The following is a 25,644-nucleotide window of genomic DNA, read 5'->3' as shown; positions in this document are numbered from 1 at the left end:
CATGCCCGGCACGCCGCCCCCCGCCCGCCGTACCGTGCTGCGCGCCGCCGCCCTCGTCCCGGCCGTCGGCCTGGGGCTCACGGCCTGCTCCTCCGGAGGCGGTGATGGCGGCGGCAACCGTTCGGCGCCGACCGCGCCCGTGGACCTCGGGAAGTCCGACGACGTGGAGGTCGGCGCGTCGAAGCTCTACACCGGCGAGAACGTCGTCGTGAGCCGCATCTCGGACGACGAGTACAAGGCGTTCAGCTCGATCTGCACGCACGAGAAATGCCCCATCAACAAGCTCGAGGGGCACAAGCTCACCTGCCAGTGCCACGGCAGTCAGTTCGACGCGACGAACGGCAAGGTGCTGCACGCCCCCGCCGTCAGGCCGCTTGAGGAGCTGCCGGTGAAGGTGGAGGACGGAAAGATCGTCGCGGGCTGAGCGCGCCGACGCGAGCGTTCACTCCCAGTCCCACGCGATCCCCAGGATCCCGGCCCGCACCTGCGGCTCCACGAGGTGCACCGACCGATGGCTGCCGCTCAGTGTCAGCTCCTGGCGCCCGCCGCGCGGCGCGGCGGCCGAACGCTGGGTGAAGCGGTGGCAGCGTACGGGCAGCGCCCCCTCGTCGAAGCGCACCTGGAGCGCGTACTGCCCGCCCGCGAAGCTGAAGCCACGGAAGTACTCGGTGGCCGTCCCCGCCGTGCCGTCCTCGAAGCCGTAGCGGAACAGATGCGTGTCGCCCGCGCGCAGACGCGCGTCGAAGAGCAGCTCGGCGACGAGCACCCCCGTCTCGTGGTGCCACCGGACCCGTCCCGTACGGCAGTTCTCCAGGGCATGGACGCCGACGCGTTCCGGTACGCAGCCGGGGTCGCCGTGGTAGATCGCGAGGTAGCGGTCCACGGCGTCCCGGTGGGCGCGCACCACGTGCTGCGAGTCGCGGCCGAGCAGCTCGCGGTGACCGCCGATCCGCACCCGCTCGTAGTGGCCGATGGTGTGCAGACCGCCGTCGAGCGGCGACCCGAGCTCGGTGATCAGCTCCTGGAGTACGTCGGACGCGTCGAGCAGGGAGCGGTAGGAGCGGGCGGCGGGGCGTTCGCAGTCGGGGTGGTCGGAGGGCTTGGCGAGGAGCCGGATCAGTGACTCCTCGGGGAGTTCGAGGATCTCCTCCAGGGCGCGCACGGCACGGAGCGACTCGGTGCGCTGGGGGCGCCGGGCGCCCTGCTGCCAGTAACTCAGGCTCGTCACCCCGACGTTGACGCCCTGCCGCGCGAGATGATGCCGTACGCGTTGCAGGGGAAGGCGCCGTGCGGCGATCGCGGCCCGCAGCGCCACGTGGAAGGGGCCGGTGCGCAGGGCGGCCTCCAGGTCCGCAGGCGCGCCGTCCGCGAGCTGTGTGCCGTGCCGCATCGCAAGACCCTTCTGTGAACATTCACATCGGCCGTCCGGGCGTACGCGCCGGTCGGAGCGGGCCACCAGGTGGGCGTACGAGGGGTGTTCACATACGTACGCCGACGTTCACGGCCCAAGTAATCCCGCATTGAACCTTGTTGACCTGCACCCGACAACACTCGATGCTCAATCGCAGCGTCCGGACGCGCTCCTCCACCACCCCACCCCCCGCTCGGGAGGAATGCGATGCGCCATAGAACCAGCAGGTACAGCGGACGCAGACGGTTGTCCGCGCTCGTCCTCGTGGCGGCGGCCGTGGTCGCCGCGCCGGCGGCCACGGCAACGGCCGCTGCCGCCCCCGACGACCCGCCCGTTCTCGCCGCCAAGCGCCTGAACATCACGATGCAGGCCCAGCAGAAGACCAACTGGTGCTGGGCCGCGGGCGGGAACACGATCGCCGCCTTCTACGGCAAGAAGTACAGCCAGAACCAGTTCTGCAACGCCGCCTTCGGGCGCAACCAGAACACCGAGTGCCCCAACAACCAGGCCACGCTGGGCAACGTACAGAACGGCCTGGAGTGGGCGGGGATCAACCCCGGTTCGTACGTCAACGGCTGGCTGCGCTACCCGACCGTGCAGGCCGAGATCAACGCGGGCCGGCCGGTCGAGACCCGCATCCTGTGGTCGAACGGCGGCGGTCACATGCATGTCCTCTATGGGTACGACGACGCGAGCAGCTGGGTCTACTGGGGCGACCCGTGGCCATCGAGCAACCGCTACAACTGGGCCTCGCACAGCTGGTACGTCAACAACAACACCTTCTCCTGGACCCACTCGCTGTACCGGATCGGGGCGTGAGCGCGATGACCCGTCACCTGCTGAGGGCTACGCTCGCCGGCTCGGCGGCCACCCTGCTGCTCGGCCTCGCGGCGCCGCAGGCCACCGCGGACTCCGGGCCTTCGGACGCCTCCGCCGCTTCGCGTGAGGCGGCTCACGACGCCGCGAGCGCGCCCGAGACCCTCGAAACGCTCTCCCGGTTCTTCGCGCGGGAAGGGGCCGTCAGCAAGGCCGCGGCGGATCCGCGCGTGCAGGGCGGCGACGCCGTGCCCGTGCGCTATCTCTCCCCGGAGTTCGTCGCCGGGGAGAAGGGCGCGCCGGTCGCCCGTGTGGAGTTCCTGGCCAGCAAGGCGGTCTCGTCCGACGGACAGGAAGCCTCCCTCTGGACGGTGAAGCAGGGCGGCTCTTGGGAGGTGGTGAACATCGCCACCGGGGACGACGAGACGCACTACGCGCGCGTGGGCGCCGACAAGCTCCCCGGAGGCACCGTTTTCCACGAGCCGCAGATCAATGCCTGGTACGTGCAGGGGCGGGGGCGTGTGCTGCCGCTTGACGCGGACGCGGTGCGTGCCGTGGGCGCGGGCGGGGTCTCGGTCGCCGCCTATCAGAAGCGCGTGCACGCTGCGTACGCCGACAAGCTGCCGGGGTCCGCGTACGCGAAGTCCGGCGAGGCGGGGGGCTTCGCCCCGAAGGAGCGGACGCCGAAGCCCCCGGCGGCTCCGGCCTCGGCCCCGGCCGCGGCTTCGTCGGAGGGCCCCGTCACGGTGGCCTCCTCCGTGGCAGGAGCGGGAGCCCTGGCCGCCCTCGGCCTCACCGGGGCGGCCGTCCTGCGCCGTCGCACCCGGCAGCACGGCTGACCTGCCCCGGCCTCCGGCCGGAGCTCCCCCACCCACCCGCCCTATAGGGCGGGTGGGCTCAAGGGTTGGGGAAGGCGGAGACCGAGGCGGCGGGCTGTCGTGGGGCGGCGGGGTCCGGGCGTGGCGGGGAGCGCCCCCTTCGATGGGAATCGTCGGCTCAGGCAGGCGGGGTCCGGGCGGGCGCGGACGCCCCCTCCGACCCGGAAGCGGAGGCCCGGGGCGGCGGGATCCGGGCGGGGCGCTGACGCCTCCTCCGGCCGGGAAGCGGCGACTCAGGCAGGCGGGATCCGGGCGGGGCGCGGACGCCTCCTCCGACGGGAAGCGGTGGTTCAGGCAGGCGGGGTCCAGCGTGGCGGGGGACGCCCCCTCCGAGCCCTGACTGTCAGCCCCCGCCAGTAGGGTGTGGAGCATGGCAGACCCCTCCAGCTACCGCCCCAAGCCGGGACAGATCCCCGACTCGCCGGGGGTCTATCGGTTCCGTGACGAGCACCGCCGGGTGATCTACGTGGGCAAGGCGAAAAGCCTGCGCCAGCGCCTGGCCAGTTACTTCCAGGACCTGACGAACCTGCACCCGCGCACCGCCACGATGGTGACGACGGCCGCCTCCGTCGAGTGGACCGTGGTCTCCACCGAGGTCGAGGCGTTGCAGCTCGAGTACTCCTGGATCAAGGAGTTCGACCCCCGGTTCAACGTCAAGTACCGCGACGACAAGAGCTATCCGTACCTCGCGGTGACGATGAACGAGGAGTTCCCGCGGGTTCAGGTGATGCGCGGCCACAAGAAGAAGGGCGTCCGCTACTTCGGGCCCTACGGCCACGCGTGGGCGATCCGCGACACCGTGGACCTCCTCCTGCGCGTCTTCCCCGTCCGCACCTGCTCGGCCGGCGTCTTCAAAAACGCCGAGCGCACCGGCCGCCCCTGCCTCCTCGGCTACATCGGCAAGTGCGCCGCGCCCTGCGTGGAGCGGGTCTCCCCGGAGGAGCACCGCGAACTCGCCGAGGACTTCTGCGAGTTCATGACGGGCCGCACGGGGACGTACATCCGCCGGATCGAGCGGCAGATGGCGGAGGCCGCCGAGGACATGGAGTACGAGAAGGCGGCCCGCCTCCGCGACGACATCGGGGCCCTCAAGAAGGCCATGGAGAAGAGCGCCGTCGTCCTCGCCGACGCCACGGACGCCGACCTCATCGCCCTCGCGGAGGACGAGCTGGAGGCCGCCGTCCAGATCTTCCACGTCCGCGGCGGCCGTGTGCGAGGTCAGCGCGGCTGGGTCACCGACAAGGTCGAGGCGGTCACCAGCGGCGACCTCGTCGAGCACGCCCTCCAGCAGCTCTACGGAGAGGAGAGCGGAGACACCGTACCGAAGGAAGTCCTCGTACCGGCGCTGCCCGACCCCATAGAGCCCGTACAGCAGTGGCTCACCGAGCGCCGCGGTTCGAACGTCTCGCTGCGCATCCCGCAGCGCGGCGACAAGAAGGCGCTGATGGAGACCGTGGCGCGCAACGCACAGCAGTCGCTCATGCTGCACAAGACCAAGCGCGCATCCGACCTGACCACCCGCTCCCGCGCCCTGGAGGAGATCGCCGAGGCACTCGACCTCGACAGCGCCCCGCTGCGCATCGAGTGCTACGACATCTCGCATCTGCAAGGTGACGACGTCGTGGCCTCGATGGTCGTCTTCGAGGACGGCCTCGCCCGCAAGAGCGAGTACAGGCGCTTCCAGATCAAGGGCTTCGAGGGCCAGGACGACGTCCGCTCCATGCACGAGGTGCTCACGCGCCGGTTCAAGCGCTACCTCGCCGACAAAGAGAAGACGGGGGAGTGGTCCCCCGAGGACGAGCAGGAGAGCCTGACCGAGGAGGACGGCCGCCCCAAGCGCTTCGCCTACCCGCCCCAGCTCGTCGTCGTCGACGGAGGCCAGCCGCAGGTCGCGGCCGCCCAGCGGGCCCTGGACGAGCTCGGCATCGACGACATCGCGGTCTGCGGCCTCGCCAAGCGCCTCGAAGAGGTCTGGGTCCCGGGCGACGACGACCCGGTGATCCTGCCGCGCACCAGCGAAGGCCTGTACCTTCTCCAGCGGGTACGCGACGAGGCGCACCGCTTCGCGATCACCTATCAGCGGGCCAAGCGGGCCAAGCGTTTCAGGGCCGGACCGCTGGACGCCGTGCCGGGCCTGGGCGACGCACGCAAGCAGACGCTGATCAAGCACTTCGGTTCGGTGAAGAAGCTGCGATCCGCGACAATCGATCAGATCTGCGAGGTTCCGGGCATAGGCCGCAAGACGGCCGAGGCGATCGTCGTGGCCCTGGCCGCCGCGGCACCCGTGGCGCCCGCCGTGAACACGGCGACCGGAGAGATCATTGAAGAGGAGGAGCCCGCGAGCGCGGGAGCCTCGGAGGACGACGAGGACGATGGCGAGGAGCCCGTGTCCGCGGGCACCTCAGAGGAACGACGGGGGCAGGAGACATGACCGAGCACGATGAAGGCGGCGAGCAAGTGAGTACGGGCACGACCATCACCCCAGGTGAGGCCGCCGAGGTGGTCCCCGAGCTGGTGATCATCTCCGGCATGTCGGGAGCCGGACGCAGCACCGCGGCGAAGTGTCTGGAGGACCTCGGCTGGTTCGTCGTCGACAACCTCCCGCCCGCGCTGATCCCCACCATGGTGGAGCTCGGCGCCCGCTCGCAGGGGAACGTCGCCCGCATCGCGGTCGTCGTCGACGTGCGGGGCCGCCGCTTCTTCGACAATCTGCGCCAGTCCCTCGCGGACCTGGAGGCCAAGCACGTCACCCGGCGGATCGTCTTCCTCGAGTCGTCGGACGACGCCCTGGTGCGCCGTTTCGAGTCGGTCCGCCGCCCGCACCCGCTGCAGGGCGACGGCCGCATCGTCGACGGCATCGCTGCCGAGCGCGAGCTCCTGCGCGAGCTGCGCGGCGACGCCGACCTGGTGATCGACACGTCCAGCCTGAACGTGCACGAGCTGCGCGCCAAGATGGACGCCTCCTTCGCGGGCGAGGAGGAGCCCGAGCTGCGGGCCACCGTCATGTCCTTCGGCTTCAAGTACGGCCTGCCGGTCGACGCGGACCTCGTCGTGGACATGCGCTTCCTGCCCAACCCCCACTGGGTCCCGGAGCTGCGCCAGTACACCGGGCTCAACGAAGAGGTGGCGGCGTACGTCTTCAATCAGCCGGGCGCCAAGGAGTTCCTCGACCGGTACGCCGAGCTGCTCCAGCTCATCGCCGCGGGATACCGCCGCGAGGGCAAGCGTTACGTGACGATCGCGGTCGGCTGTACGGGCGGCAAGCACCGCTCCGTCGCCATGTCGGAGAAGCTCGCGGCGCGCCTCGTGTCCGAGGGCGTCGAGACCGTCCTCGTCCATCGGGACATGGGGCGAGAGTGAAATCCTCCCTGCGGCTGAACCGCCTGGGCCGCAAGCGGAGCGCACAGCCCAAGGTCGTGGCGCTCGGCGGCGGGATGGGCCTGTCCGCCTCGCTCGCCGGGCTGCGCCGCATCACCGGTGACCTCACCGCCGTGGTCACCGTCGCCGACGACGGCGGCTCCAGCGGGCGGCTCCGCGACGAACTGGGCGTCCTGCCGCCGGGCGACCTGCGCAAGGCGCTCGCCGCGCTGTGCGGGGACGACGACTGGGGCCAGACCTGGGCCCGCGTCATCCAGCACCGCTTCCAGTCCAAGGGCGATCTGCATGAGCACGCGGTCGGCAATCTGCTGATCGTCGCCCTGTGGGAGCAGCTCGGCGACCACGTCCAGGCTCTGGACCTGGTCGGGAAGCTGCTCGGCGCGCACGGCCGCGTGCTGCCCATGTCGGCGGTGCCGCTGGAGCTCCAGGCCCTGGTCAAGGGGCACGACCCGGAGCGCCCGGACGAGGTGGACACGGTGCGCGGCCAGGCCACGGTGGCGCTCACCCCGGGTGAGGTGCAGTCCGTGCACCTCGTCCCGCACGATCCGCCGGCCGTCCCCGAAGCGGTCGCCGCCGTGCTCGACGCGGACTGGGTGGTGCTCGGCCCCGGCTCCTGGTTCTCCTCGGTGATCCCGCATCTGCTGGTGCCCGAACTGCTCGACGCGCTCATCGAGACGAAGGCCCGCAGGGTGCTCTCGCTCAACCTCGCGCCGCAACCCGGTGAAACCGATGGGTTCTCTCCGCAGCGTCATTTGGAGGTTTTGGCCCGACACGCCCCTAAACTCGCCCTGGACGTGGTGCTGGCCGACGACGCCGCCGTGCCCGACCGTGAGTCACTCACCGATGCCGCCAAGCGGCTCGGCGCCACGGTCGAGCTGGCGCCGGTGGCCAGGCACGATGGCACTCCGAGGCACGATCCGGAGCTCCTGGCCACCGCGTACGACCGTATTTTTCGGATGCATGGAAGGATCGGCCCATGGCGATGACGGCAGCGGTGAAGGACGAGATCTCCCGGCTTCCCGTCACCCGGACCTGCTGCAGAAAGGCAGAGGTCTCGGCCATCCTGCGGTTCGCGGGCGGCCTTCACCTGGTGAGCGGCCGCATCGTGATCGAGGCGGAGCTGGACACGGCGATGGCCGCGCGGCGGCTGAAGCGGGACATTCTTGAGATCTTCGGGCACAGCTCGGAGCTGATCGTGATGGCCCCCGGCGGCCTGCGGCGCGGCTCGCGTTACGTCGTACGGGTGGTCGCGGGCGGCGATCAGCTGGCCCGCCAGACGGGCCTCGTGGACGGCCGTGGGCGCCCGATCAGGGGACTGCCGCCACAGGTGGTCTCGGGGGCCACCTGTGACGCCGAGGCCGCGTGGCGCGGGGCGTTCCTCGCGCACGGCTCGCTGACCGAGCCGGGCCGCTCCTCGTCCCTTGAGGTCACCTGCCCGGGCCCGGAGGCCGCGCTCGCCCTGGTCGGCGCCGCGCGCAGGCTGCAGATCGCCGCCAAGGCCCGTGAGGTGCGCGGTGTGGACCGCGTCGTCGTCCGGGACGGTGACGCGATCGGCGCCCTGCTGACCCGGCTCGGCGCCCATGAGTCGGTGCTCGCCTGGGAGGAGCGGCGGATGCGCCGTGAGGTGCGCGCCACCGCCAACCGCCTGGCCAACTTCGACGACGCCAACCTGCGCCGCTCGGCCCGCGCGGCCGTCGCCGCCGGCGCCCGTGTGCAGCGCGCCCTGGAGATCCTCGGCGACGAGGTCCCGGAGCACCTCGCGGCGGCCGGACGCCTTCGCATGGAGCACAAGCAGGCTTCCCTGGAGGAGCTGGGCGCGCTCGCCGACCCGGCGCTGACGAAGGACGCGGTCGCGGGCCGTATCCGCCGGCTGCTCGCCATGGCGGACAAGCGGGCCCAGGACCTGGGGATTCCGGGTACGGAGTCCAATCTGAGCGAGGAGCTCGCCGACAACATGGCGGTCTGACCGCCCCAGTTTCTTGCAGAGCCGTCGGTGCCCACAAGGCATCGGCGGCTTCTTCGCATCCTTTCGCGCTACGCCTGACGGCATATTGACATGATCATGAAGTGTCACGAGCCTGGCGTTCGCGCACAAACGTGCCGGACAACCGCAAGGGGGGCTCATGAGACCAAGAGAGAGATCCAAGAGATCCAGAGCCGGTTTCAGATCCGTCGTCGCCGCGGGCGCGCTGCTCGTCGGCGGTCTCGTCGCCGTGCCGCACGCCCAGGCCGACAGCGGGGCGAAGGCCCCGGCCGCCGACGACCCGGCTGCCGTGAAGGTCTACGAGGCCGAGATCACCGAGAAGCAGATCCCGATCCTCGTCAAGGCGGGCCAGGACGCCCACGAGTTCGCGGGGCAGACCCGCGAGCGCGGCACCGCCCGCGTCGAGGTCTACCTGACCGAGGCGCAGGCCAAGGGCGTCGAGCGCGCGGGCGTCGAGCTCACCGAGCAGAAGGTCTCGGCCGCCACGCAGCAGAAGCTCAAGGCCGCGGGGGACGGCGTGTTCCGGCCGTACAGCGGCAAGGGCGGCCTCAAGGAGGAGATCGTCAAGACCGGTCAGGCCCACCCGGGCCTCACCAAGGTCGTCTCCATCGGCAAGTCCCTGGGGGGCCAGGACATCCTCGCCCTGAAGCTCTCCAAGGGCGCGACCAAGTCGAAGGACGGCTCCAAGCCCTCCACGCTCTACATGTCCAACCAGCACGCGCGCGAGTGGATCACCCCCGAGATGACCCGCCGCCTGATGCACCACTACCTCGACAACTACGGCAAGGACCAGCGCATCACCAAGCTCGTGAACTCCACCGAGCTGTGGTTCGTGCTCTCCGCCAACCCCGACGGCTACGACTTCACACACGCCCCCGACGGCCAGCGCCAGTGGCGCAAGAACCTCCGCGACATCGACGGCGACGGCAAGATCGCGGCGGGCGACGGCGTCGACCTCAACCGCAACTTCGCCTACAAGTGGGGCTACGACAACGAGGGTTCGTCCCCGGCGCCCTCCTCGGAGACCTACCGCGGCACGGGCCCCATGTCCGAGCCCGAGACCAAGGCGCTCGACCGCTTCCAGAAGCGCATCGGCTTCGAGTACGGCATCAATTACCACTCGGCGGCCGAACTGATCCTCTACGGAGTGGGCTGGCAGGTCGCCACGCCCACCCCCGACGACGTGCTCTACAAGGCGCTCGCGGGCACCCCGGAGAAGCCCGCGATCCCCGGCTACCACCCGCAGGTCGCCTCGGAGCTCTACACCACCAATGGCGAGTCGGACGGTCACGCGGCCAACATCAACGGCATGTCGATGTTCACCCCGGAGATGTCCACCTGCCAGACCGTCTCCAACATCGACCCGAACGACCCCTGGAAGCCCGAGGACTGCGCCTCGATCTTCACCTTCCCGGACGACGAGAAGCTGATCCAGGACGAGTTCGCCAAGAACGTCCCGTACGCGCTCGCCGTGGCCGAGACCGCACTCCACCCCGACCAGCCGGTCTCCGTCACCGGTATCGAGGCCCCCGACTTCACGCCGGACGCCTTCAAGGACTCGTACGCACGCGGCGGTGACCAGGAAGTCGCCGTCACCGCCCGCAAGTCGGTGCGCGACAAGGAGCTCAACTACCGGATCAACGGCGGCCGTACGCACGATGAGGACCTCAAGGCCTGGAAGGGCGGCGAGACCTACGGCGGTGAGGACAACCTCCACTTCGACCAGTACCGCGCCGAGGTCGAGGACGCGCGCGCGGGCGACAAGGTCGAGGTGTGGTTCACCGGCCGCACCAAGAAGGGCCGCACGGAGAGCCCGCACTTCACGTACACCGTCACCGAGAGGGCCAAGGCCAACACCCTCGTCGTCGCCGAGGAAGGCGCCCCCGCGACACAGGCCCAGAAGTACGTCGACGCCCTGAAGGCCAACGGCCGTTCGGCCGTGGTCTGGGACGTCGCCAAGCAGGGCGCCCCGCATCCGCTCGGCGTCCTGTCGCACTTCTCCGCGGTCGTGCACTACACCGGCGACCCGGTGCCGGGCGCGGCCACCCAACTCGCCATACGCGCCTACCTCAACGAGGGCGGCAAGCTGATCGAGTCCGGTGAGCGCACGGGCGGCAACGTGGACCTCGGGGACGCGCTGACCGACGACTTCGCGCAGTACTACCTCGGCGCGTACGAACGCCTCTCCGCACCCGGCGCCACCAGCTTCGCCGGCAGCGGCGCGCTCGACGGCGTGCAGACGCCACTCGCCGCCGCCGAGGCCAACCCCCTGGACAAGGCGGGCCGTTACACCGTCACGTCCGACAGCCTGCCCGCCGACAAGTTCCCGCAGTTCAAGAGCGCGGCGGCAGGCAGCTACCCCGGGATCAGCAACCCGTACGCGCCCTTCGCGGGCCAGGGCATGGCATCGGCGACCCACGCCGACCAGGACTGGAAGCGGCTGACCCGCACCATCGACCTGACCGGGGTCACCGCCGCGGACAAGCCGGAGCTGCGGTTCGCCCTCAACTGGAACCTGGAGACCGGCTACGACCACGGCGTCCTTGAGGCGCACACCACCGGAGCCGACGACTGGACCACGCTGCCGGACTCGAACGGCAACTCGTCCCAGGCCGTGCCCGCCGAGTGCGGGGCCGGGTTCTTCATCAACGGCCATCCGTTCCTGCGCCACTACCTGACGCAGTCGGCGACCGGCTGCACGGCGTCCGGCACCAGTGGGGCCTGGAACAGCTTCACCGGGTCCTCCAGCGGCTGGAAGCCCGTCTCCTTCGACCTGAGCGCCTACGCGGGCAAGACGGTCGAGGTGTCGCTCAGCTCCATCACCGACCCCTCCAGCGGGGGCCGCGGACTGTTTGCCGACAACGCCCAGCTCGTGATAGGGGGCAACGCCACGCAGACCGAGGGATTCGAGGCCTCGCTGGGCACCTGGAGCGTCGCTCCGGCACCCCCCGGAAGCCCCAACATCACGGGTGACTGGGCCCGCACCGGGGAGCTCTACAAGCCCTACGCGGCCGTCACAGCGCGTGACAGCGTGCTGCTCGGCTTCGGGTTCGAGCACGTACCCGGAAACGCCGAACGGGCCGCTCTTATGGGCGCATCCCTTGCACATCTGCGCCGCTGACGCTGCGTAATCAGGAGCCAGGTCCCGGTGGCTCGTACTTCCTACTCGGGGGTACGAGCCACCGTGCCGTCCGGGCCCCCTGTCGATGTCACCCAAAGGCCATCAGAGAGGTAGGGTCGGAGGCGGTCGGGGACATCCCATACAACTCGCCGGCGTCTGAAACCGGCGTACCAACGAGGAGATCGGTTCGTGACGATCCGCGTAGGCATCAACGGCTTCGGCCGCATCGGGCGCAACTACTTCCGGGCGCTGCTTGAGCAGGGTGCGGACATCGAGATCGTGGCTGTCAACGACCTGGGTGACACCGCGACTACGGCGCACCTCCTGAAGTACGACACCATCCTGGGCCGTCTCAAGGCCGAGGTGTCGCACACCGAGGACACCATCACGGTCGACAACCACACCATCAAGGTGCTGTCCGAGCGCAACCCCGCCGACATCCCGTGGGGCAAGCTCGGCGTCGACATCGTGATCGAGTCGACCGGCATCTTCACCAAGAAGGCCGATGCCGAGAAGCACATCGCCGGTGGCGCCAAGAAGGTCCTCATCTCGGCTCCGGCCAAGGACGAGGACATCACCATCGTGATGGGCGTCAACCAGGACAAGTACGACGCGGCCAACCACCACGTCATCTCGAACGCGTCCTGCACCACCAACTGTGTGGCGCCGATGGCGAAGGTTCTCGACGAGAACTTCGGCATCGTCAAGGGCCTGATGACGACGGTCCACGCGTACACCAACGACCAGCGCATCCTGGACTTCCCGCACTCGGACCTGCGTCGCGCCCGCGCCGCCGCCGAGAACATCATTCCGACCACGACCGGTGCCGCCAAGGCCACCGCTCTGGTCCTTCCGCAGCTCAAGGGCAAGCTCGACGGCATCGCGATGCGCGTCCCGGTCCCGACCGGTTCCGCCACCGACCTCGTCGTCGACCTGCAGCGCGAGGTCACCAAGGACGAGGTCAACGCCGCGTTCAAGAAGGCCGCCGACGACGGCGCCCTCAAGGGCATCCTCTTCTACACCGAGGACCCGATCGTGTCGTCCGACATCGTCAGCGACCCGGCCTCCTGCACCTTCGACTCCTCCCTGACCATGGTCCAGGAGGGCAAGACGGTGAAGATCCTCGGCTGGTACGACAACGAGTGGGGCTACTCCAACCGCCTCGTCGACCTCACGGTCTTCGTCGGCGGCCAGCTCTGATCACCCAAGCTGGCACCTCGATGTGAGCACAGGGTCCGGACCGCGCAATACTGCGTGGTCCGGGCCTTGTTGCACGTCAGCCCTCTAAAGGAGTCCTGAGTCCAGCCATGAAGACGATCGACGAACTTCTCGCCGAAGGGGTCGAAGGCAAGCGGGTCTTCGTCCGCGCCGACCTCAATGTGCCGCTCGCCGACGGCACCATCACCGACGACGGCCGCATCCGCGCCGTCCTGCCGACCGTCACCAAGCTCGCCGGAGCCGGCGCCAAGGTGATCGTCGCCTCGCACCTCGGCCGCCCCAAGGGCGCACCGGACCCGGCGTTCTCGCTGCTCCCCGCCGCCGAGCGCCTCGGTGAACTCCTCGGCAAGCCCGTGGCGTTCGCCCAGGACACCGTCGGCCCCGCCGCGCACGACGCGGTCGACGGCCTGGAGTCCGGCCAGGTCGCCGTGATCGAGAACCTGCGCTTCAACGCGGGCGAGACGTCCAAGGACGACACCGAGCGCGGCGAGTTCGCCGACAAGCTCGCCGCCCTCGCGGACGTCTACGTAGGCGACGGCTTCGGCGCGGTGCACCGCAAGCACGCCTCCGTGTACGACCTCCCGGCGCGCCTGCCGCACTACGCGGGCTACCTCATCGCCACCGAGGTCGGCGTCCTGAAGAAGCTCACCGAGGACGTCAAGCGTCCGTACGTCGTCGCGCTCGGCGGCGCCAAGGTCTCCGACAAGCTGGCCGTCATCGACCAGCTGCTCGGCAAGGCCGACCGCCTCCTGATCGGCGGCGGCATGGCGTACACCTTCCTCAAGGCCCAGGGGCACGAGGTCGGCATCTCCCTCCTCCAGGAGGACCAGATCCCGGTCGTCAAGGAGTACATGAAGCGCGCGGAGGAGAGCGGCGTCGAGCTGGTCCTGCCCGTCGACGTGCTGGTCTCCACCACGTTCCCGGACCTGAAGACCAAGGCCCCGGCCAACCCCACCACGGTCGCCGCGGACGCCATCCCGGCCGACCAGGAGGGTCTCGACATCGGGCCCGAGACCCGTAAGCTCTACGCCTCGAAGCTCGCCGACGCGGCCACCGTCTTCTGGAACGGCCCGATGGGCGTCTTCGAGCACCCGGACTACGCCGAGGGCACCAAGGCGGTCGCCCAGGCTCTCCTCGACTCCCCGGCCTTCACGGTCGTCGGCGGTGGCGACTCCGCCGCGGCCGTCCGGACCCTGGGCTTCGACGAGACCGCATTCGGCCACATTTCCACCGGCGGCGGCGCCTCCCTCGAATACCTCGAGGGCAAGACGCTCCCCGGCCTCGCCGCACTGGAGAACTGACACCTGATGACTACGCGTACCCCGCTGATGGCGGGCAACTGGAAGATGAACCTCAACCACCTCGAGGCCATCGCGCACGTCCAGAAGCTCGCCTTCGCCCTGGCCGACAAGGACTACGAGGCCGTCGAGGTCGCCGTCCTGCCCCCCTTCACCGACCTGCGCTCGGTGCAGACCCTGGTCGACGGCGACAAGCTCAAGATCAAGTACGGCGCCCAGGACATCTCGGCGCACGACACCGGTGCCTACACCGGCGAGATCTCGGGCCCGATGCTCTCCAAGCTGAAGTGCACGTACGTGGCCGTGGGCCACTCCGAGCGCCGTCAGTACCACGACGAGAGCGACGAGATCTGCAACGCCAAGGTGAAGGCCGCCTACCGGCACGGCCTGACCCCGATCCTCTGCATCGGCGAGGGCCTCGACATCCGTGAGGCCGGCCAGCAGATCCAGTACACCCTGACCCAGCTCGACGGTGGCCTGAAGGACCTCCCCGCCGAGCAGGCCGAGTCCATCGTCATCGCCTACGAGCCGGTGTGGGCCATCGGCACCGGCAAGGTCGCGACCCCCGAGGACGCCCAGGAGGTGTGCGGCGCGATCCGCGGCCGCCTCGCTGAGCTGTACTCGCAGGAGCTCGCCGACAAGGTGCGCATCCAGTACGGCGGCTCCGTGAAGTCCGGCAACGTGGCCGCGATCATGGCGCAGCCCGACGTCGACGGCGCCCTCGTGGGCGGCGCGGCGCTCGACCCGGACGAGTTCGTCAAGATCGTCCGCTTCCGCGACCAGTGAGTATGCGGTAGCGCCGATACGTCGTACCCTTGCGGGGGCCGGGCGGCTTCACATTCTGAGGCATCCGGCCCCCGTCGTCGATTCAGAGTCGATTCAGATCCGAGGAAGTTGGTCCAGCCGTGGTTATGGGGTTCTCGATCGCCCTGATCGTCTTCAGCCTGCTGATGATGCTCCTGGTGCTGATGCACAAGGGCAAGGGCGGCGGTCTCTCCGACATGTTCGGTGGCGGCATGCAGTCCTCCGTCGGCGGCTCGTCGGTCGCCGAGCGCAACCTCGACCGCATCACTGTCGTGGTCGGTCTTCTCTGGTTCGCGTGCATTGTCGTGCTCGGCCTGTTGATGAAGGTGAACAACTGACCGCGAAAGCGGCTTGATTGCTACCTTGCGAAAGCTTCGCTTAAAGCCCCATGTACGGTGCGCGCCGCACGGCGCGGATTATCATGGGGCTTGCGTCTCTGGGTGGGGTGTAACTCCAAACACTGGACGCGCGTTGGGCCTTACGTAGACTGAGGCGCCCGCAGCAGCACCATCACGCAGGGAGTTACGACCGTGGCAAGTGGCAACGCGATCCGAGGAAGTCGGGTCGGGGCGGGGCCGATGGGCGAGGCCGAGCGCGGTGAGTCCGCGCCGCGTCTGCGCATCTCCTTCTGGTGCTCCAACGGGCACGAGACGCAGCCCAGCTTCGCCAGCGACGCGCAGGTTCCCGATACTTGGGACTGCCCCCGCTGCGGCTTCCCGGCAGGTCAGGACCGGGACAACCCGCCGGACCCGCCCCGCACCGAGCCGTACAAAACGCACCTCGCGTATGTACGTGAGCGGCGCACCGACGCGGACGGCGAGGCGATTCTCGCGGAGGCGCTGGCAAAACTGCGGGGCGAGATCTAGAGCGTGAGAAGGGCCGGACATCGGTGGATGTCCGGCCGCTGTGCTTTTCATGTGGCGTTTACTGGCACGTGTGCGGACAGACAGCTTCAGAGATCTCATATCGGGCCCTGATCAATTAGGTTGGAACGTGCAGCGGGGCAAGGTACGTACACAGGTACGAGAGAAGGCTGAAGTCCGAGATGAACGCAGAAAGCCGCGCCAGGCTCAACCAGACGCCCGAATGGGCGGCGCTCAGCAAGCACAGGGAGCAGCTGGGGGAGGTGCAGCTGCGTGATCTTTTCGCGAAGGACCCGGCGCGCGGCACGCAGTACACGCTCCAGGTCGGTGACCTGCACGTCGACTACTCCAAGCACCTCGTCACGGACGAGACGCTGACGCTCCTGCGCGAGCTCGCCGCGGCCACCGATGTCTTCGGCCTGCGGGACGCCATGTTCCGCGGCGAGAAGATCAACACCACCGAGGACCGCGCCGTCCTGCACACGGCGCTGCGCGCCCCGCGGGACGCCGTGATCGAGGTCGACGGCGAGAACGTCGTGCCGGCCGTCCACGCCGTGCTCGACAAGATGGCCGCCTTCGCGGACAAGGTCCGCTCCGGCGAGTGGACCGGCCACACCGGCAAGCGCATCAAGAACATCGTGAACGTCGGCATCGGCGGCTCGGACCTCGGGCCCGCCATGGCGTACGAGGCGCTGCGCTCCTTCACCGACCGCGACCTCACCATGCGCTTCGTGTCGAACGTCGACGGCGCCGACCTGCATGAGGCCGTGCGGGACCTGGACCCGGCCGAGACGCTGTTCATCATCGCCTCGAAGACGTTCACCACGATCGAGACGATCACGAACGCGACCTCCGCGCGCGACTGGCTCCTGACCGGCCTGCGCGCCGACCAGAGCGCCGTGGCCAAGCACTTCGTGGCCCTGTCGACGAACGGCGGGAAGGTCTCCGACTTCGGCATCGACACGGCCAACATGTTCGAGTTCTGGGACTGGGTCGGCGGCCGCTACTCGTACGACTCGGCGATCGGTCTCTCGCTGATGATCGCGATCGGCCCTGACGCCTTCCGCGAGATGCTGGCCGGCTTCCACCTCGTCGACGAGCACTTCCGCACGACGCCCGCCGAGTCGAACGTGCCGCTGCTGCTCGGCCTGTTGGGCATCTGGTACGGCAACTTCCACGACGCCCAGTCGCACGCGGTCCTGCCGTACTCGCACTACCTCTCCAAGTTCACCGCCTACCTCCAGCAGCTGGACATGGAGTCCAACGGCAAGTCGGTGGGCCGTGACGGCGAGCCGGTCGACTGGCAGACGGGACCGGTCGTCTGGGGTACGCCGGGCACGAACGGCCAGCACGCGTACTACCAACTCATCCACCAGGGCACGAAGTTGATCCCGGCCGACTTCATCGGCTTCGCCGAGCCCGTCGCCGATCTGCTGCCCGGCCTGGTCGCCCAGCACGACCTTCTGATGGCCAACTTCTTCGCGCAGACGCAGGCGTTGGCCTTCGGCAAGACGCCCGACGAGGTGCGTGCCGAGGGCGTGCCCGAGGAACTGGTCCCGCACAAGACGTTCAAGGGCAACCACCCGACGACGACGATCCTCGCCAAGGAGCTGACGCCGTCGGTTCTCGGTCAGCTCATCGCGCTCTACGAACACAAGGTGTTCGTGCAGGGCGCCGTGTGGAACATCGACTCGTTCGACCAGTGGGGCGTCGAGCTCGGCAAGGTACTCGCCAAGCGCATCGAGCCCGCCCTGACCGAAGGCGCGGACGTACCGGACCTCGACGGTTCGACGACGGCGCTCGTCGCCAAGTACCGGGACATGCGCGGGCGTTGAGCCCCTGACAGCGGTAGGGCCCGGCCCGCCTCCTCGGAGGCGGGCCGGGCCCTACTGCTGTGGAGCGAACCGCTCAGGGAGAAGCCGGCGGATACAGATCGCGCGGCAGCTGCGAGGCCGCCGCGGCGTCGAGCAGCCACAGCGTCCGCGACCTGCCGTACGCGCCCGCGGCGGGCGCCTGGATCTCGCCCGCGCCCGACAGAGCGATCGCCGTGGCGTTCGCCTTGTCCTCGCCGGCCGCGAGCAGCCACACCTCACGGGCCGAGCGGATCGCCTGGAGCGTGAGCGTGATGCGGACGGGCGGCGGCTTGGGCGCGCCGTGCACGCCGACCACCGTCCGCTCGGTCTCGCGGACCGCGGGCAACTCCGGGAAGAGCGAGGCGACATGGGTGTCCGGGCCGACGCCCAGCATCAGTACGTCGAACGTCGGCACCGGACCGTGGTCCTCGGGCCCCGCGGCCGCGGTGAGCTCGGCGGCGTACATCCCGGCCGCCGCGTCCACCTCGTACGCGCCGTCCGACGCGGGCATCGGATGCACCCGGGCCGGGTTGAGCGGCACCGAGTCGAGCAGTGCTTCCTTGGCCTGGGTGTAGTTGCGCTCCGGGTCGCCGTCCGGCAGGAAGCGCTCGTCGCCCCACCACAGGTCCAGGCGCGACCAGTCGATCGCGTCCTTCGCCGGGTTCGAACTCAGCGCCGCCAGCAGGCCGTTGCCGTTGCGGCCGCCGGTGAGGACCACCGACGCGTAGCCGCGGGCGGCCTGCGCGTCGACGATCTTCGTGATGAGGCGGGCCGCGGCGGCCTGCGCCATCAGCTCCTTGTCACGGTGCACCACCAGCTGCGGGGCCGCGCTCATTTCGTCGCCGCCTTCTTGGCCGGGGCCTTCTTCGCGGGAGCGGTCTTCTTCGCCGCCTCCGCGGGTTCGTCCACGGCGGGAACCGTGGTCTCCTCGCGGTACTCGCCCAAGCGGTCCACGCCGAACCTCAGCGCGGACGCGTAGGTGTCGTCCGGGTCGAGGCGCCGCAGCTCCTCGGCGATCAGCTCGGCCGTCTCGCGGCGCTTGAGCGCCACCGCACGGTCGGGCTGCCCCTGCATGGAGAGCGTCGCGAGCGAGCCGTCGGCGCGGCCGAGCACGATGGGACCGCAGTCGGTGTCCATGCGGACGCCGGTGAGGCCGGGGCCCGAGGAGAGCGAGCGCTTCACGGGGACGTCGAGCCGGTCCGCGAGCCACATGGCGAGCAGCTCGCAGCTCGGGTTGAACTCCTCGCCCTCCACCTCGACCGCCGTCACCTTGCAGGTGATCTGGTCGAGCGCCGCCGCGAGCATCGAGCGCCACGGGGTGATCCGGGTCCAGGCCAGGTCCGTGTCGCCGGGGCTGTAGGCGTCGGCGCGCGCGGTCAGCTCGTGGATCGGCTGCTCCGCGGCGTACGTGTCCGTGACACGGCGCTGGGCGAGCGCGCCGAGCGGGTCCTTGGCCGGGTTGAGCGGCGCGTTGACCGGCCACCACACGACCACGGGGGCGTCGGGAAGCAGCAGCGGCAGGACGACCGACTGGGCGTGGTTGATGACCTCGCCGTACAGCCTCAGGATCACCGTCTCGCCGGTGCCCGCGTCCGCGCCGACCCGTACCTCGGCGTCGAGGCGCGACGTCGTGCGGTCGCGGGGCGAGCGCGCGGCGCGCTTGATGACGACCAGGGTGCGCGAGGGGTGTTCGCGGGACGCTTCGTTGGCGGCCTTCAGGGCGTCGTAGGCGTTCTCCTCGTCGGTGACGATGACGAGCGTGAGCACCATGCCGACGGCTGGGGTGCCGATGGCCCTGCGGCCTTTCACGAGCGCTTTGTTGATCTTGCTGGACGTGGTGTCCGTCAGGTCGATCCTCATGGGCGACGCCAGCTCCGTCCGTCTCGTGCGAGCATTTCGTCCGCCTCGGACGGGCCCCAGGTCCCGGACGAATACTGCGCGGGCTTGCCGTGCTTGTCCCAGTACTCCTCGATCGGGTCGAGGATGTTCCAGGAGAGCTCGACCTCCTCCGTGCGCGGGAAGAGGTTGGCGTCGCCGAGCAGGACGTCCAGGATCAGGCGCTCGTACGCCTCCGGGCTGGACTCGGTGAAGGATTCGCCGTACGCGAAGTCCATCGACACGTCGCGGATCTCCATCGAGGTGCCTGGCACCTTCGAGCCGAACCGGACCGTGATGCCCTCGTCGGGCTGAACGCGGATGACGATCGCGTTCTGACCCAGCTCCTCCGTCGCCGTGTGGTCGAAGGGGGAGTGGGGCGCGCGCTGGAAGACGACCGCGATCTCCGTGACGCGGCGGCCCAGGCGCTTGCCCGTACGGAGGTAGAAGGGGACGCCCGCCCAGCGGCGGTTGTCCACCTCCAGCTTGATGGCCGCGTAGGTGTCGGTCTTCGACTTGGGGTCGATGCCGTCTTCCTGGAGATAGCCGACGGCCTTCTCGCCGCCCTGCCACCCCGCGGCGTACTGACCGCGGACCGTGCTGGAGCCGAGGTCCTTGGGCAGCCGCACCGCGCCGAGGACCTTCGCCTTCTCGGCGACCAGGGCGTCCGCGTCGAAGGAGGCGGGCTCCTCCATCGCGGTCAGCGCCATCAGCTGGAGCAGGTGGTTCTGGATGACGTCACGGGCGGCGCCGATGCCGTCGTAGTAGCCGGCGCGGCCGCCGATGCCGATGTCCTCGGCCATCGTGATCTGGACGTGGTCCACGTACGACCGGTTCCAGATCGGCTCGAACATCTGGTTGGCGAAGCGGAGGGCCAGGATGTTCTGGACGGTCTCCTTGCCGAGGTAGTGGTCGATCCGGAACACCTGGTCCGGGGCGAACACCTCGTGCACGATCGAGTTGAGTTCCTTGGCCGACGCCAGGTCGTGCCCGAAGGGCTTCTCGATGACGCCGCGGCGCCAGGCCCCCTCGGGGGCGTCCGCGAGCCCGTGCTTCTTGAGCTGCTGGACGACCTGCGGGAAGAACTTCGGGGGCACCGAGAGGTAGAAGGCGAAGTTGCCGCCCGTGCCCTGCGCCTTGTCGAGGTCCTGCATGGTGGCCTTGAGCTGCTCGAAGGCGGCGTCGTCGTCGAAGTTGCCCTGGACGAAGCGCATCCCCTGGATGAGCTGCTGCCAGACCTCCTCGCGGAACGGCGTACGCGAGTGCTCCTTGACCGCGTCATGGACGACCTGGGCGAAGTCCTCGTCCTCCCAGTCGCGGCGCGCGAAGCCGATGAGTGAGAAGCCCGGCGGCAGCAGACCTCGGTTGGCGAGGTCGTAGACGGCGGGCATCAGCTTTTTACGGGACAAATCGCCCGTGACGCCAAAGATGACCAGGCCAGACGGCCCCGCGATACGCGGGAGCCGTCGGTCTGCGGCGTCACGCAGCGGATTGCTGCTTGACAAGATGGTCAGCCCTCCGAAGGGGTGAGGCGCTTGAGCTCCGCCTCGGTGGACTTGAGCAGGTCGTTCCAGGACGCCGCGAACTTCTCGACACCCTCGTCCTCGAGCAGCTGCACCACGTCGTCGTAGCTGATGCCGAGCTTCTCGACGGCCGCGATCTCACCGCGCGAGGCGTCGTACGTCCCGGCCACGGTGTTGCCCGTGATCTGGCCGTGGTCGGCGGTGGCCTCGAGGGTCGCCTCCGGCATCGTGTTCACCGTGTTCGGCGCGACCAGGTCGTCGACGTACAGGGTGTCCTTGTACGCCGGGTCCTTGACGCCGGTCGAGGCCCACAGCGGACGCTGCTTGTTGGCCTGCGCCTTGTCGAGCGCGGCCCAGCGGTCGGACGAGAAGACGTCCTCGTACGCCTCGTACGCCAGGCGGGCGTTGGCGAGCGCGGCCTTGCCCTTGACGGCCTTGGCCTCGTCGGTGCCCAGCGCGTCGAGGCGCTTGTCGATCTCGGTGTCCACGCGGGACACGAAGAAGGACGCCACCGAGTGGATCTTGGAGAGGTCCAGGCCGGCGGCCTTCGCCTTCTCCAGGCCCGCCAGGTACGCGTCCATGACCTCGCGGTAGCGCTCCAGCGAGAAGATCAGCGTCACGTTCACGCTGATGCCCTTGCCGATGACCTCGGTGATCGCGGGCAGGCCCGCCTTCGTCGCCGGGATCTTGATGAGCGTGTTCGGGCGGTCCACCAGCCAGGCGAGCTGCTTGGCCTCGGCGACCGTCGCCTCGGTGTTGTGCGCGAGGCGCGGGTCGACCTCGATCGACACACGGCCGTCCTGGCCGCCCGTCGCGTCGAAGACCGGGCGCAGGATGTCGGCGGCGTCACGGACGTCCGCCGTCGTGATCATGCGGATGGCCTCTTCGACGGTGACCTTGCGGGCGGCGAGGTCGGCGAGCTGCTGCTCGTAACCGTCACCGCTGCTGATCGCCTTCTGGAAGATCGACGGGTTCGTGGTGACACCCACCACGTGGCTCTGGTCGATCAGTTCGGCGAGGTTGCCGGACGTGATCCGCTTGCGCGACAGGTCGTCCAGCCAGATCGCGACGCCTTCGTCGGAGAGGCGCTTGAGTGCGTCTGTCATGGGGATTACATCTCCTACTTGGTCGTATGTTCGCGTCAGCGCTGAGAGGCGTCGATCGATTCCCGGGCGGCCGATGCGACCGCGTCGGCAGTGAACCCGAACTCACGGAACAGCACCTTGCCGTCCGCGGAAGCACCGAAGTGCTCCAGCGAAACGATGCGTCCCGCGTCACCCACGAAGCGGTGCCAGGTCAGGCCGATGCCCGCCTCGACCGCGACGCGCGCCTTGACGGACGGCGGAAGGACGCTGTCGCGGTACCCCTGGTCCTGCGCCTCGAACCACTCGACGCACGGCATCGAGACGACGCGCGTGGGAACGCCCGCGGCCTGGAGCTGCTCGCGCGCCTCGACGGCGAGCTGCACCTCGGAGCCGGTGCCGATGAGGACGACCTCAGGGGCGCCGCCGTCGGCCTCGAAGAGGACGTAGCCACCCTTGACGGCGCCCTCGGTGACCTCGCGGTCGTACGTCGGCACGCCCTGACGGGTCAGCGCGAGGCCGTGCGGGGCGCCCTTGCCGAACTCCTTGGTGTAGCGCCCCAGGATCTCGCGCCAGACGACCGCGGTCTCGTTCGCGTCCGCCGGGCGGACCACGTTCAGGCCGGGGATGGCACGCAGCGAGGCCAGGTGCTCGACCGGCTGGTGCGTCGGGCCGTCCTCGCCGAGACCGATGGAGTCGTGCGTCCACACGTACGTCACCGGGAGGTGCATCAGCGCGGAGAGACGGACGGCGTTGCGCATGTAGTCGGAGAACACCAGGAAGGTGCCGCCGAAGATGCGGGTGTTGCCGTGCAGCGCGATGCCGTTCATCTCCGCGGCCATGGAGTGCTCGCGGATGCCGAAGTGGATCGTGCGGCCGTACGGGTCGGCCTCCGGCAGCGGGTTGCCCGCCGGGAGGAACGACGACGTCTTGTCGATCGTGGTGTTGTTCGAGCCCGCGAGGTCGGCGGAGCCGCCCCACAGCTCGGGGATCACCGCGCCGAGCGCCTGGAGGACCTTGCCGGACGCGGCACGCGTCGCGACGCCCTTGCCCGCCTCGAAGACGGGGAGCTTCTCCTCCCAGCCCTGCGGGAGCTCGCCCGCGGCGATGCGGTCGAACTCGGCGGCGCGCTCGCCGTTGGCGGTGCGCCAGGCGGCGAAGCCCTTCTCCCACTCGGCCTTGGCGTCACGGCCGCGGTCGAGCGCCTCGCGGGTGTGCGCGAGGACCTCGTCGGCGACCTCGAAGCTCTGCTCCGGGTCGAAGCCGAGGACGCGCTTGGTGGCCGCGACCTCTTCGTCGCCGAGCGCCGAGCCGTGTGCGGCCTCGGTGTTCTGCGCGTTCGGCGCGGGCCAGGCGATGATCGAGCGCATCGCGATGAAGGAGGGGCGCTCCGTCTCCGCCTTGGCGGCCAGGATCGCCTTGTAGAGGGCGGCCGGGTCGAGGTCGCCGTTCTCCTTGGGCTCCACGCGCTGGACGTGCCAGCCGTAGGCCTCGTACCGCTTCATGGTGTCTTCGGAGACCGCGGTCTCGGTGTCGCCCTCGATGGAGATGTGGTTGTCGTCCCACAGCAGTACGAGGTTGCCGAGCTTCTGGTGCCCGGCCAGCGACGACGCCTCTCCGGAGATGCCCTCCTGGAGGCAGCCGTCACCGGCGATCGCGAAGATGTGGTGGTCGAACGGGGACTCGCCGGCAGCGGTCTCCGGGTCGAACAGGCCACGCTCGTAACGGGCGGCCATCGCCATGCCCACGGCGTTCGCGACGCCCTGGCCGAGGGGGCCGGTCGTCGTCTCCACGCCCGTGGTGTGCCCGTACTCCGGGTGGCCCGGGGTCTTCGAACCCCAGGTGCGGAACGCCTTCAGGTCATCGAGCTCCAGGCCGAAGCCGGCCAGGTAGAGCTGGATGTAGAGGGTCAGGGACGAGTGGCCCGCGGAAAGAACGAACCGGTCGCGCCCGGTCCAGTCGGCGTCCGCGGGGTCGTGCCGCATCACCTTCTGGAAGAGGGTGTACGCGGCAGGCGCGAGGCTCATGGCCGTACCCGGATGGCCGTTGCCGACCTTCTGTACGGAGTCCATGGCCAGGACGCGGGCGGTATCAACAGCCCGCTGGTCCAGTTCGGTCCACTCGAGGTCTGTGGTGGTCGGCTTGGTGCTCACCCTGAGTCAGGGCTCCTCTCCACATGTCGAATGCCGGCGATGTAGATCCCACCGGCCGATGTCGAGCCTACCGCTGTAAAGACGTGCATTTTTTCGAGTCATTCCAGACTGCCGGGGTGCGCCGGTATCCGCCTCCCGAAAGGGATCCACGCTGTTCACCATGTGATCTGGAAGCCGCTCATCTGGACTCTCAGAACGAGTGCCGCGCCGCTCATCTGAACGGGTGTCGGGCCGTGTTTCGGGCCGCCCAACACGCCGCTCAACACGACCCCACCCCCGCGAAGGGCGAGGTATGGGCAACGTCTACAGTGGCGTGGTACGCGCGAGCCTTTACCGGATCTTCATGTCCGAACTTCCGAAGTGGCTTGCTGGGAAGTCTCTGTCAGGGGTGTGCGTGACGGCCGTTGAATCCCGTCCAGCGGGAGCAATTGGGACGAGCTCTAGCCCAAGCCACCGGCCGCTCGGGGCCCGTGTCATGGCGTTCGTGGCGCTGACCAAGCCGCGAATCATCGAGCTCCTCCTGATCACCACCGTTCCGGTGATGTTCCTCGCCGAGCAGGGGGTGCCCGACCTCTGGCTGGTCTTCGTGACCTGCCTCGGCGGCTACCTGTCGGCGGGCGGCGCCAACGCGCTCAACATGTACATCGACCGTGACATCGACGCCCTGATGGACCGTACGTCCCAGCGGCCCCTGGTCACGGGAATGGTCAGCCCCCGCGAGTGCCTCGTGTTCGGCGTCGCGCTCGCGGTCGCCTCCACGCTGCTGTTCGGCCTCGCCGTCAACTGGCTGTCCGCCTGGCTCGCCCTGGGGGCCCTGCTCTTCTACGTGGTCATCTACACGATGATCCTGAAGCGCCGCACCTCGCAGAACATCGTCTGGGGCGGCATCGCGGGCTGCATGCCCGTCCTCATCGGCTGGTCCTCGGTGACGAACTCCCTGTCGTGGGCGCCGGTCATCCTCTTCCTCGTCATGTTCTTCTGGACGCCGCCGCACTACTGGCCGCTGTCCATGAAGGTCAAGGACGACTACGCGCGCGTGGGCGTGCCGATGCTGCCGGTCGTCGCGTCGAACAAAGTGGTCGCGCGTCAGATCGTTCTCTACAGCTGGGTGATGGTCGCCGTCTCGCTGCTGCTTCAGCCCCTCGGCTACACCGGCTGGTTCTACACCGCGGTCGCCTTCGTGACCGGCGGCTGGTGGCTGTGGGAGGCGCACGGTCTGCAGAACCGCGCCAAGGCGGAGGCCACGGGCGGCAAGCTCAAGGAGATGCGGCTCTTCCACTGGTCGATCACCTACGTCTCGCTGCTGTTCGTGGCGGTCGCGGTGGACCCCTTCCTGCGCTGAGTCCTCAGGACTTCGCCGACGGGCGGGGCGCGTGGTGTCGAACAC

21 protein-coding genes are annotated in these 25,644 nt (G+C 69.3%); 15 read left to right on the top strand and 6 right to left on the bottom strand.

From position 1 onward, the window contains the following. The first annotated feature begins 1 nt into the window (after position 1). Complete coding sequence (locus tag ACWGI2_RS09555) at positions 2-424, top strand: Rieske (2Fe-2S) protein (protein ID WP_453694799.1); 423 nt, start codon at positions 2-4, stop codon at positions 422-424. Between the two features lie 18 nt (positions 425-442). Here ACWGI2_RS09555 and ACWGI2_RS09550 read toward each other — a convergent pair whose 3' ends face one another. After that, positions 443-1,390 carry a hypothetical protein gene (locus ACWGI2_RS09550; RefSeq protein WP_453694798.1) on the bottom strand — a complete coding sequence of 316 codons (948 nt, stop codon included), beginning with the start codon at positions 1,388-1,390 and terminating at the stop codon, positions 443-445. A gap of 228 nt (positions 1,391-1,618) precedes the next feature. Here ACWGI2_RS09550 and ACWGI2_RS09545 point away from each other — a divergent pair, with 228 nt between their 5' ends. The 13 genes from ACWGI2_RS09545 to pgi all read left to right on the top strand — a co-directional run bounded on the left by ACWGI2_RS09545 (position 1,619) and on the right by pgi (position 17,606). Then, on the top strand, positions 1,619-2,230 hold the full coding sequence (locus tag ACWGI2_RS09545; RefSeq protein ID WP_453694797.1) for a papain-like cysteine protease family protein: 612 nt from the start codon (positions 1,619-1,621) through the stop codon (positions 2,228-2,230). A gap of 5 nt (positions 2,231-2,235) precedes the next feature. Further along, on the top strand, positions 2,236-3,066 hold the full coding sequence (locus tag ACWGI2_RS09540) for a hypothetical protein (protein WP_453695700.1): 831 nt from the start codon (positions 2,236-2,238) through the stop codon (positions 3,064-3,066). A 409-nt stretch (positions 3,067-3,475) separates the two neighbouring features. Next, positions 3,476-5,536: an excinuclease ABC subunit UvrC gene (uvrC, locus tag ACWGI2_RS09535; protein WP_453694796.1), complete on the top strand. Its 2,061-nt coding sequence runs from the start codon at positions 3,476-3,478 to the stop codon at positions 5,534-5,536. Continuing rightward, a complete protein-coding gene (gene rapZ, locus ACWGI2_RS09530) occupies positions 5,533-6,465 on the top strand; it encodes an RNase adapter RapZ (RefSeq protein ID WP_453401647.1) in 933 nt (310 codons plus the stop codon). Before uvrC ends, rapZ begins: the two co-directional genes overlap by 4 nt. Continuing rightward, the gene (locus ACWGI2_RS09525) at positions 6,462-7,469 is read left to right on the top strand and encodes a gluconeogenesis factor YvcK family protein (RefSeq protein ID WP_453694795.1); all 1,008 of its coding nucleotides are present in this window, start codon (positions 6,462-6,464) and stop codon (positions 7,467-7,469) included. Before rapZ ends, ACWGI2_RS09525 begins: the two co-directional genes overlap by 4 nt. Then, complete coding sequence (gene whiA / locus ACWGI2_RS09520) at positions 7,460-8,449, top strand: DNA-binding protein WhiA (protein ID WP_160504363.1); 990 nt, start codon at positions 7,460-7,462, stop codon at positions 8,447-8,449. Before ACWGI2_RS09525 ends, whiA begins: the two co-directional genes overlap by 10 nt. 157 nt (positions 8,450-8,606) lie before the next feature. Further along, positions 8,607-11,588: a M14 family zinc carboxypeptidase gene (locus ACWGI2_RS09515; protein ID WP_453694794.1), complete on the top strand. Its 2,982-nt coding sequence runs from the start codon at positions 8,607-8,609 to the stop codon at positions 11,586-11,588. 189 nt (positions 11,589-11,777) lie between these two features. Beyond that, complete coding sequence (gene gap, locus ACWGI2_RS09510) at positions 11,778-12,788, top strand: type I glyceraldehyde-3-phosphate dehydrogenase (RefSeq protein WP_453401650.1); 1,011 nt, start codon at positions 11,778-11,780, stop codon at positions 12,786-12,788. Positions 12,789-12,895: 107 nt separating this feature from the next. Then, entirely contained in the window at positions 12,896-14,107 is a 1,212-nt protein-coding gene (locus ACWGI2_RS09505) for a phosphoglycerate kinase (protein WP_453694793.1), read from the top strand. A gap of 6 nt (positions 14,108-14,113) precedes the next feature. After that, positions 14,114-14,890, top strand: coding sequence for a triose-phosphate isomerase (tpiA, locus tag ACWGI2_RS09500; RefSeq protein WP_453401652.1), 777 nt, complete (start codon positions 14,114-14,116; stop codon positions 14,888-14,890). A gap of 125 nt (positions 14,891-15,015) precedes the next feature. Next, positions 15,016-15,246, top strand: a complete 231-nt coding sequence (secG, locus tag ACWGI2_RS09495) for a preprotein translocase subunit SecG (RefSeq protein ID WP_135329442.1) — start codon at positions 15,016-15,018, stop codon at positions 15,244-15,246. A 192-nt stretch (positions 15,247-15,438) separates the two neighbouring features. Beyond that, complete coding sequence (locus ACWGI2_RS09490; RefSeq protein WP_267241347.1) at positions 15,439-15,774, top strand: RNA polymerase-binding protein RbpA; 336 nt, start codon at positions 15,439-15,441, stop codon at positions 15,772-15,774. 179 nt (positions 15,775-15,953) lie between these two features. Continuing rightward, positions 15,954-17,606 (top strand): glucose-6-phosphate isomerase, encoded by a 1,653-nt coding sequence (gene pgi / locus ACWGI2_RS09485; RefSeq protein ID WP_453694792.1) that lies wholly within the window; start codon positions 15,954-15,956, stop codon positions 17,604-17,606. Positions 17,607-17,679: 73 nt separating this feature from the next. On the opposite strand, the gene pgl is transcribed toward pgi, so the two are convergent. The 5 genes from pgl to tkt are packed head-to-tail and all read right to left on the bottom strand — an operon-like array spanning position 17,680 to position 24,257. After that, positions 17,680-18,459, bottom strand: a complete 780-nt coding sequence (gene pgl, locus ACWGI2_RS09480) for a 6-phosphogluconolactonase (RefSeq protein WP_453694791.1) — start codon at positions 18,457-18,459, stop codon at positions 17,680-17,682. Continuing rightward, the gene (gene opcA / locus ACWGI2_RS09475) at positions 18,456-19,484 is read right to left on the bottom strand and encodes a glucose-6-phosphate dehydrogenase assembly protein OpcA (RefSeq protein ID WP_453694790.1); all 1,029 of its coding nucleotides are present in this window, start codon (positions 19,482-19,484) and stop codon (positions 18,456-18,458) included. Before opcA ends, pgl begins: the two co-directional genes overlap by 4 nt. Next, the gene (gene zwf / locus ACWGI2_RS09470; protein ID WP_453694789.1) at positions 19,481-21,004 is read right to left on the bottom strand and encodes a glucose-6-phosphate dehydrogenase; all 1,524 of its coding nucleotides are present in this window, start codon (positions 21,002-21,004) and stop codon (positions 19,481-19,483) included. Before zwf ends, opcA begins: the two co-directional genes overlap by 4 nt. A gap of 5 nt (positions 21,005-21,009) precedes the next feature. Then, positions 21,010-22,128: a transaldolase gene (tal, locus tag ACWGI2_RS09465; protein WP_453401308.1), complete on the bottom strand. Its 1,119-nt coding sequence runs from the start codon at positions 22,126-22,128 to the stop codon at positions 21,010-21,012. 35 nt (positions 22,129-22,163) lie between these two features. Beyond that, a complete protein-coding gene (tkt, locus tag ACWGI2_RS09460) occupies positions 22,164-24,257 on the bottom strand; it encodes a transketolase (RefSeq protein ID WP_453694788.1) in 2,094 nt (697 codons plus the stop codon). A 388-nt stretch (positions 24,258-24,645) separates the two neighbouring features. On the opposite strand from tkt, the gene ACWGI2_RS09455 reads away from it, so the two are divergent. Next, on the top strand, positions 24,646-25,599 hold the full coding sequence (locus ACWGI2_RS09455; protein ID WP_453401318.1) for a heme o synthase: 954 nt from the start codon (positions 24,646-24,648) through the stop codon (positions 25,597-25,599). Positions 25,600-25,644: the final 45 nt, after the last annotated feature.

The organism is Streptomyces sp. NPDC054866 (assembly GCF_053610745.1).
This window is presented reverse-complemented; position numbering and strand designations above follow the sequence as displayed.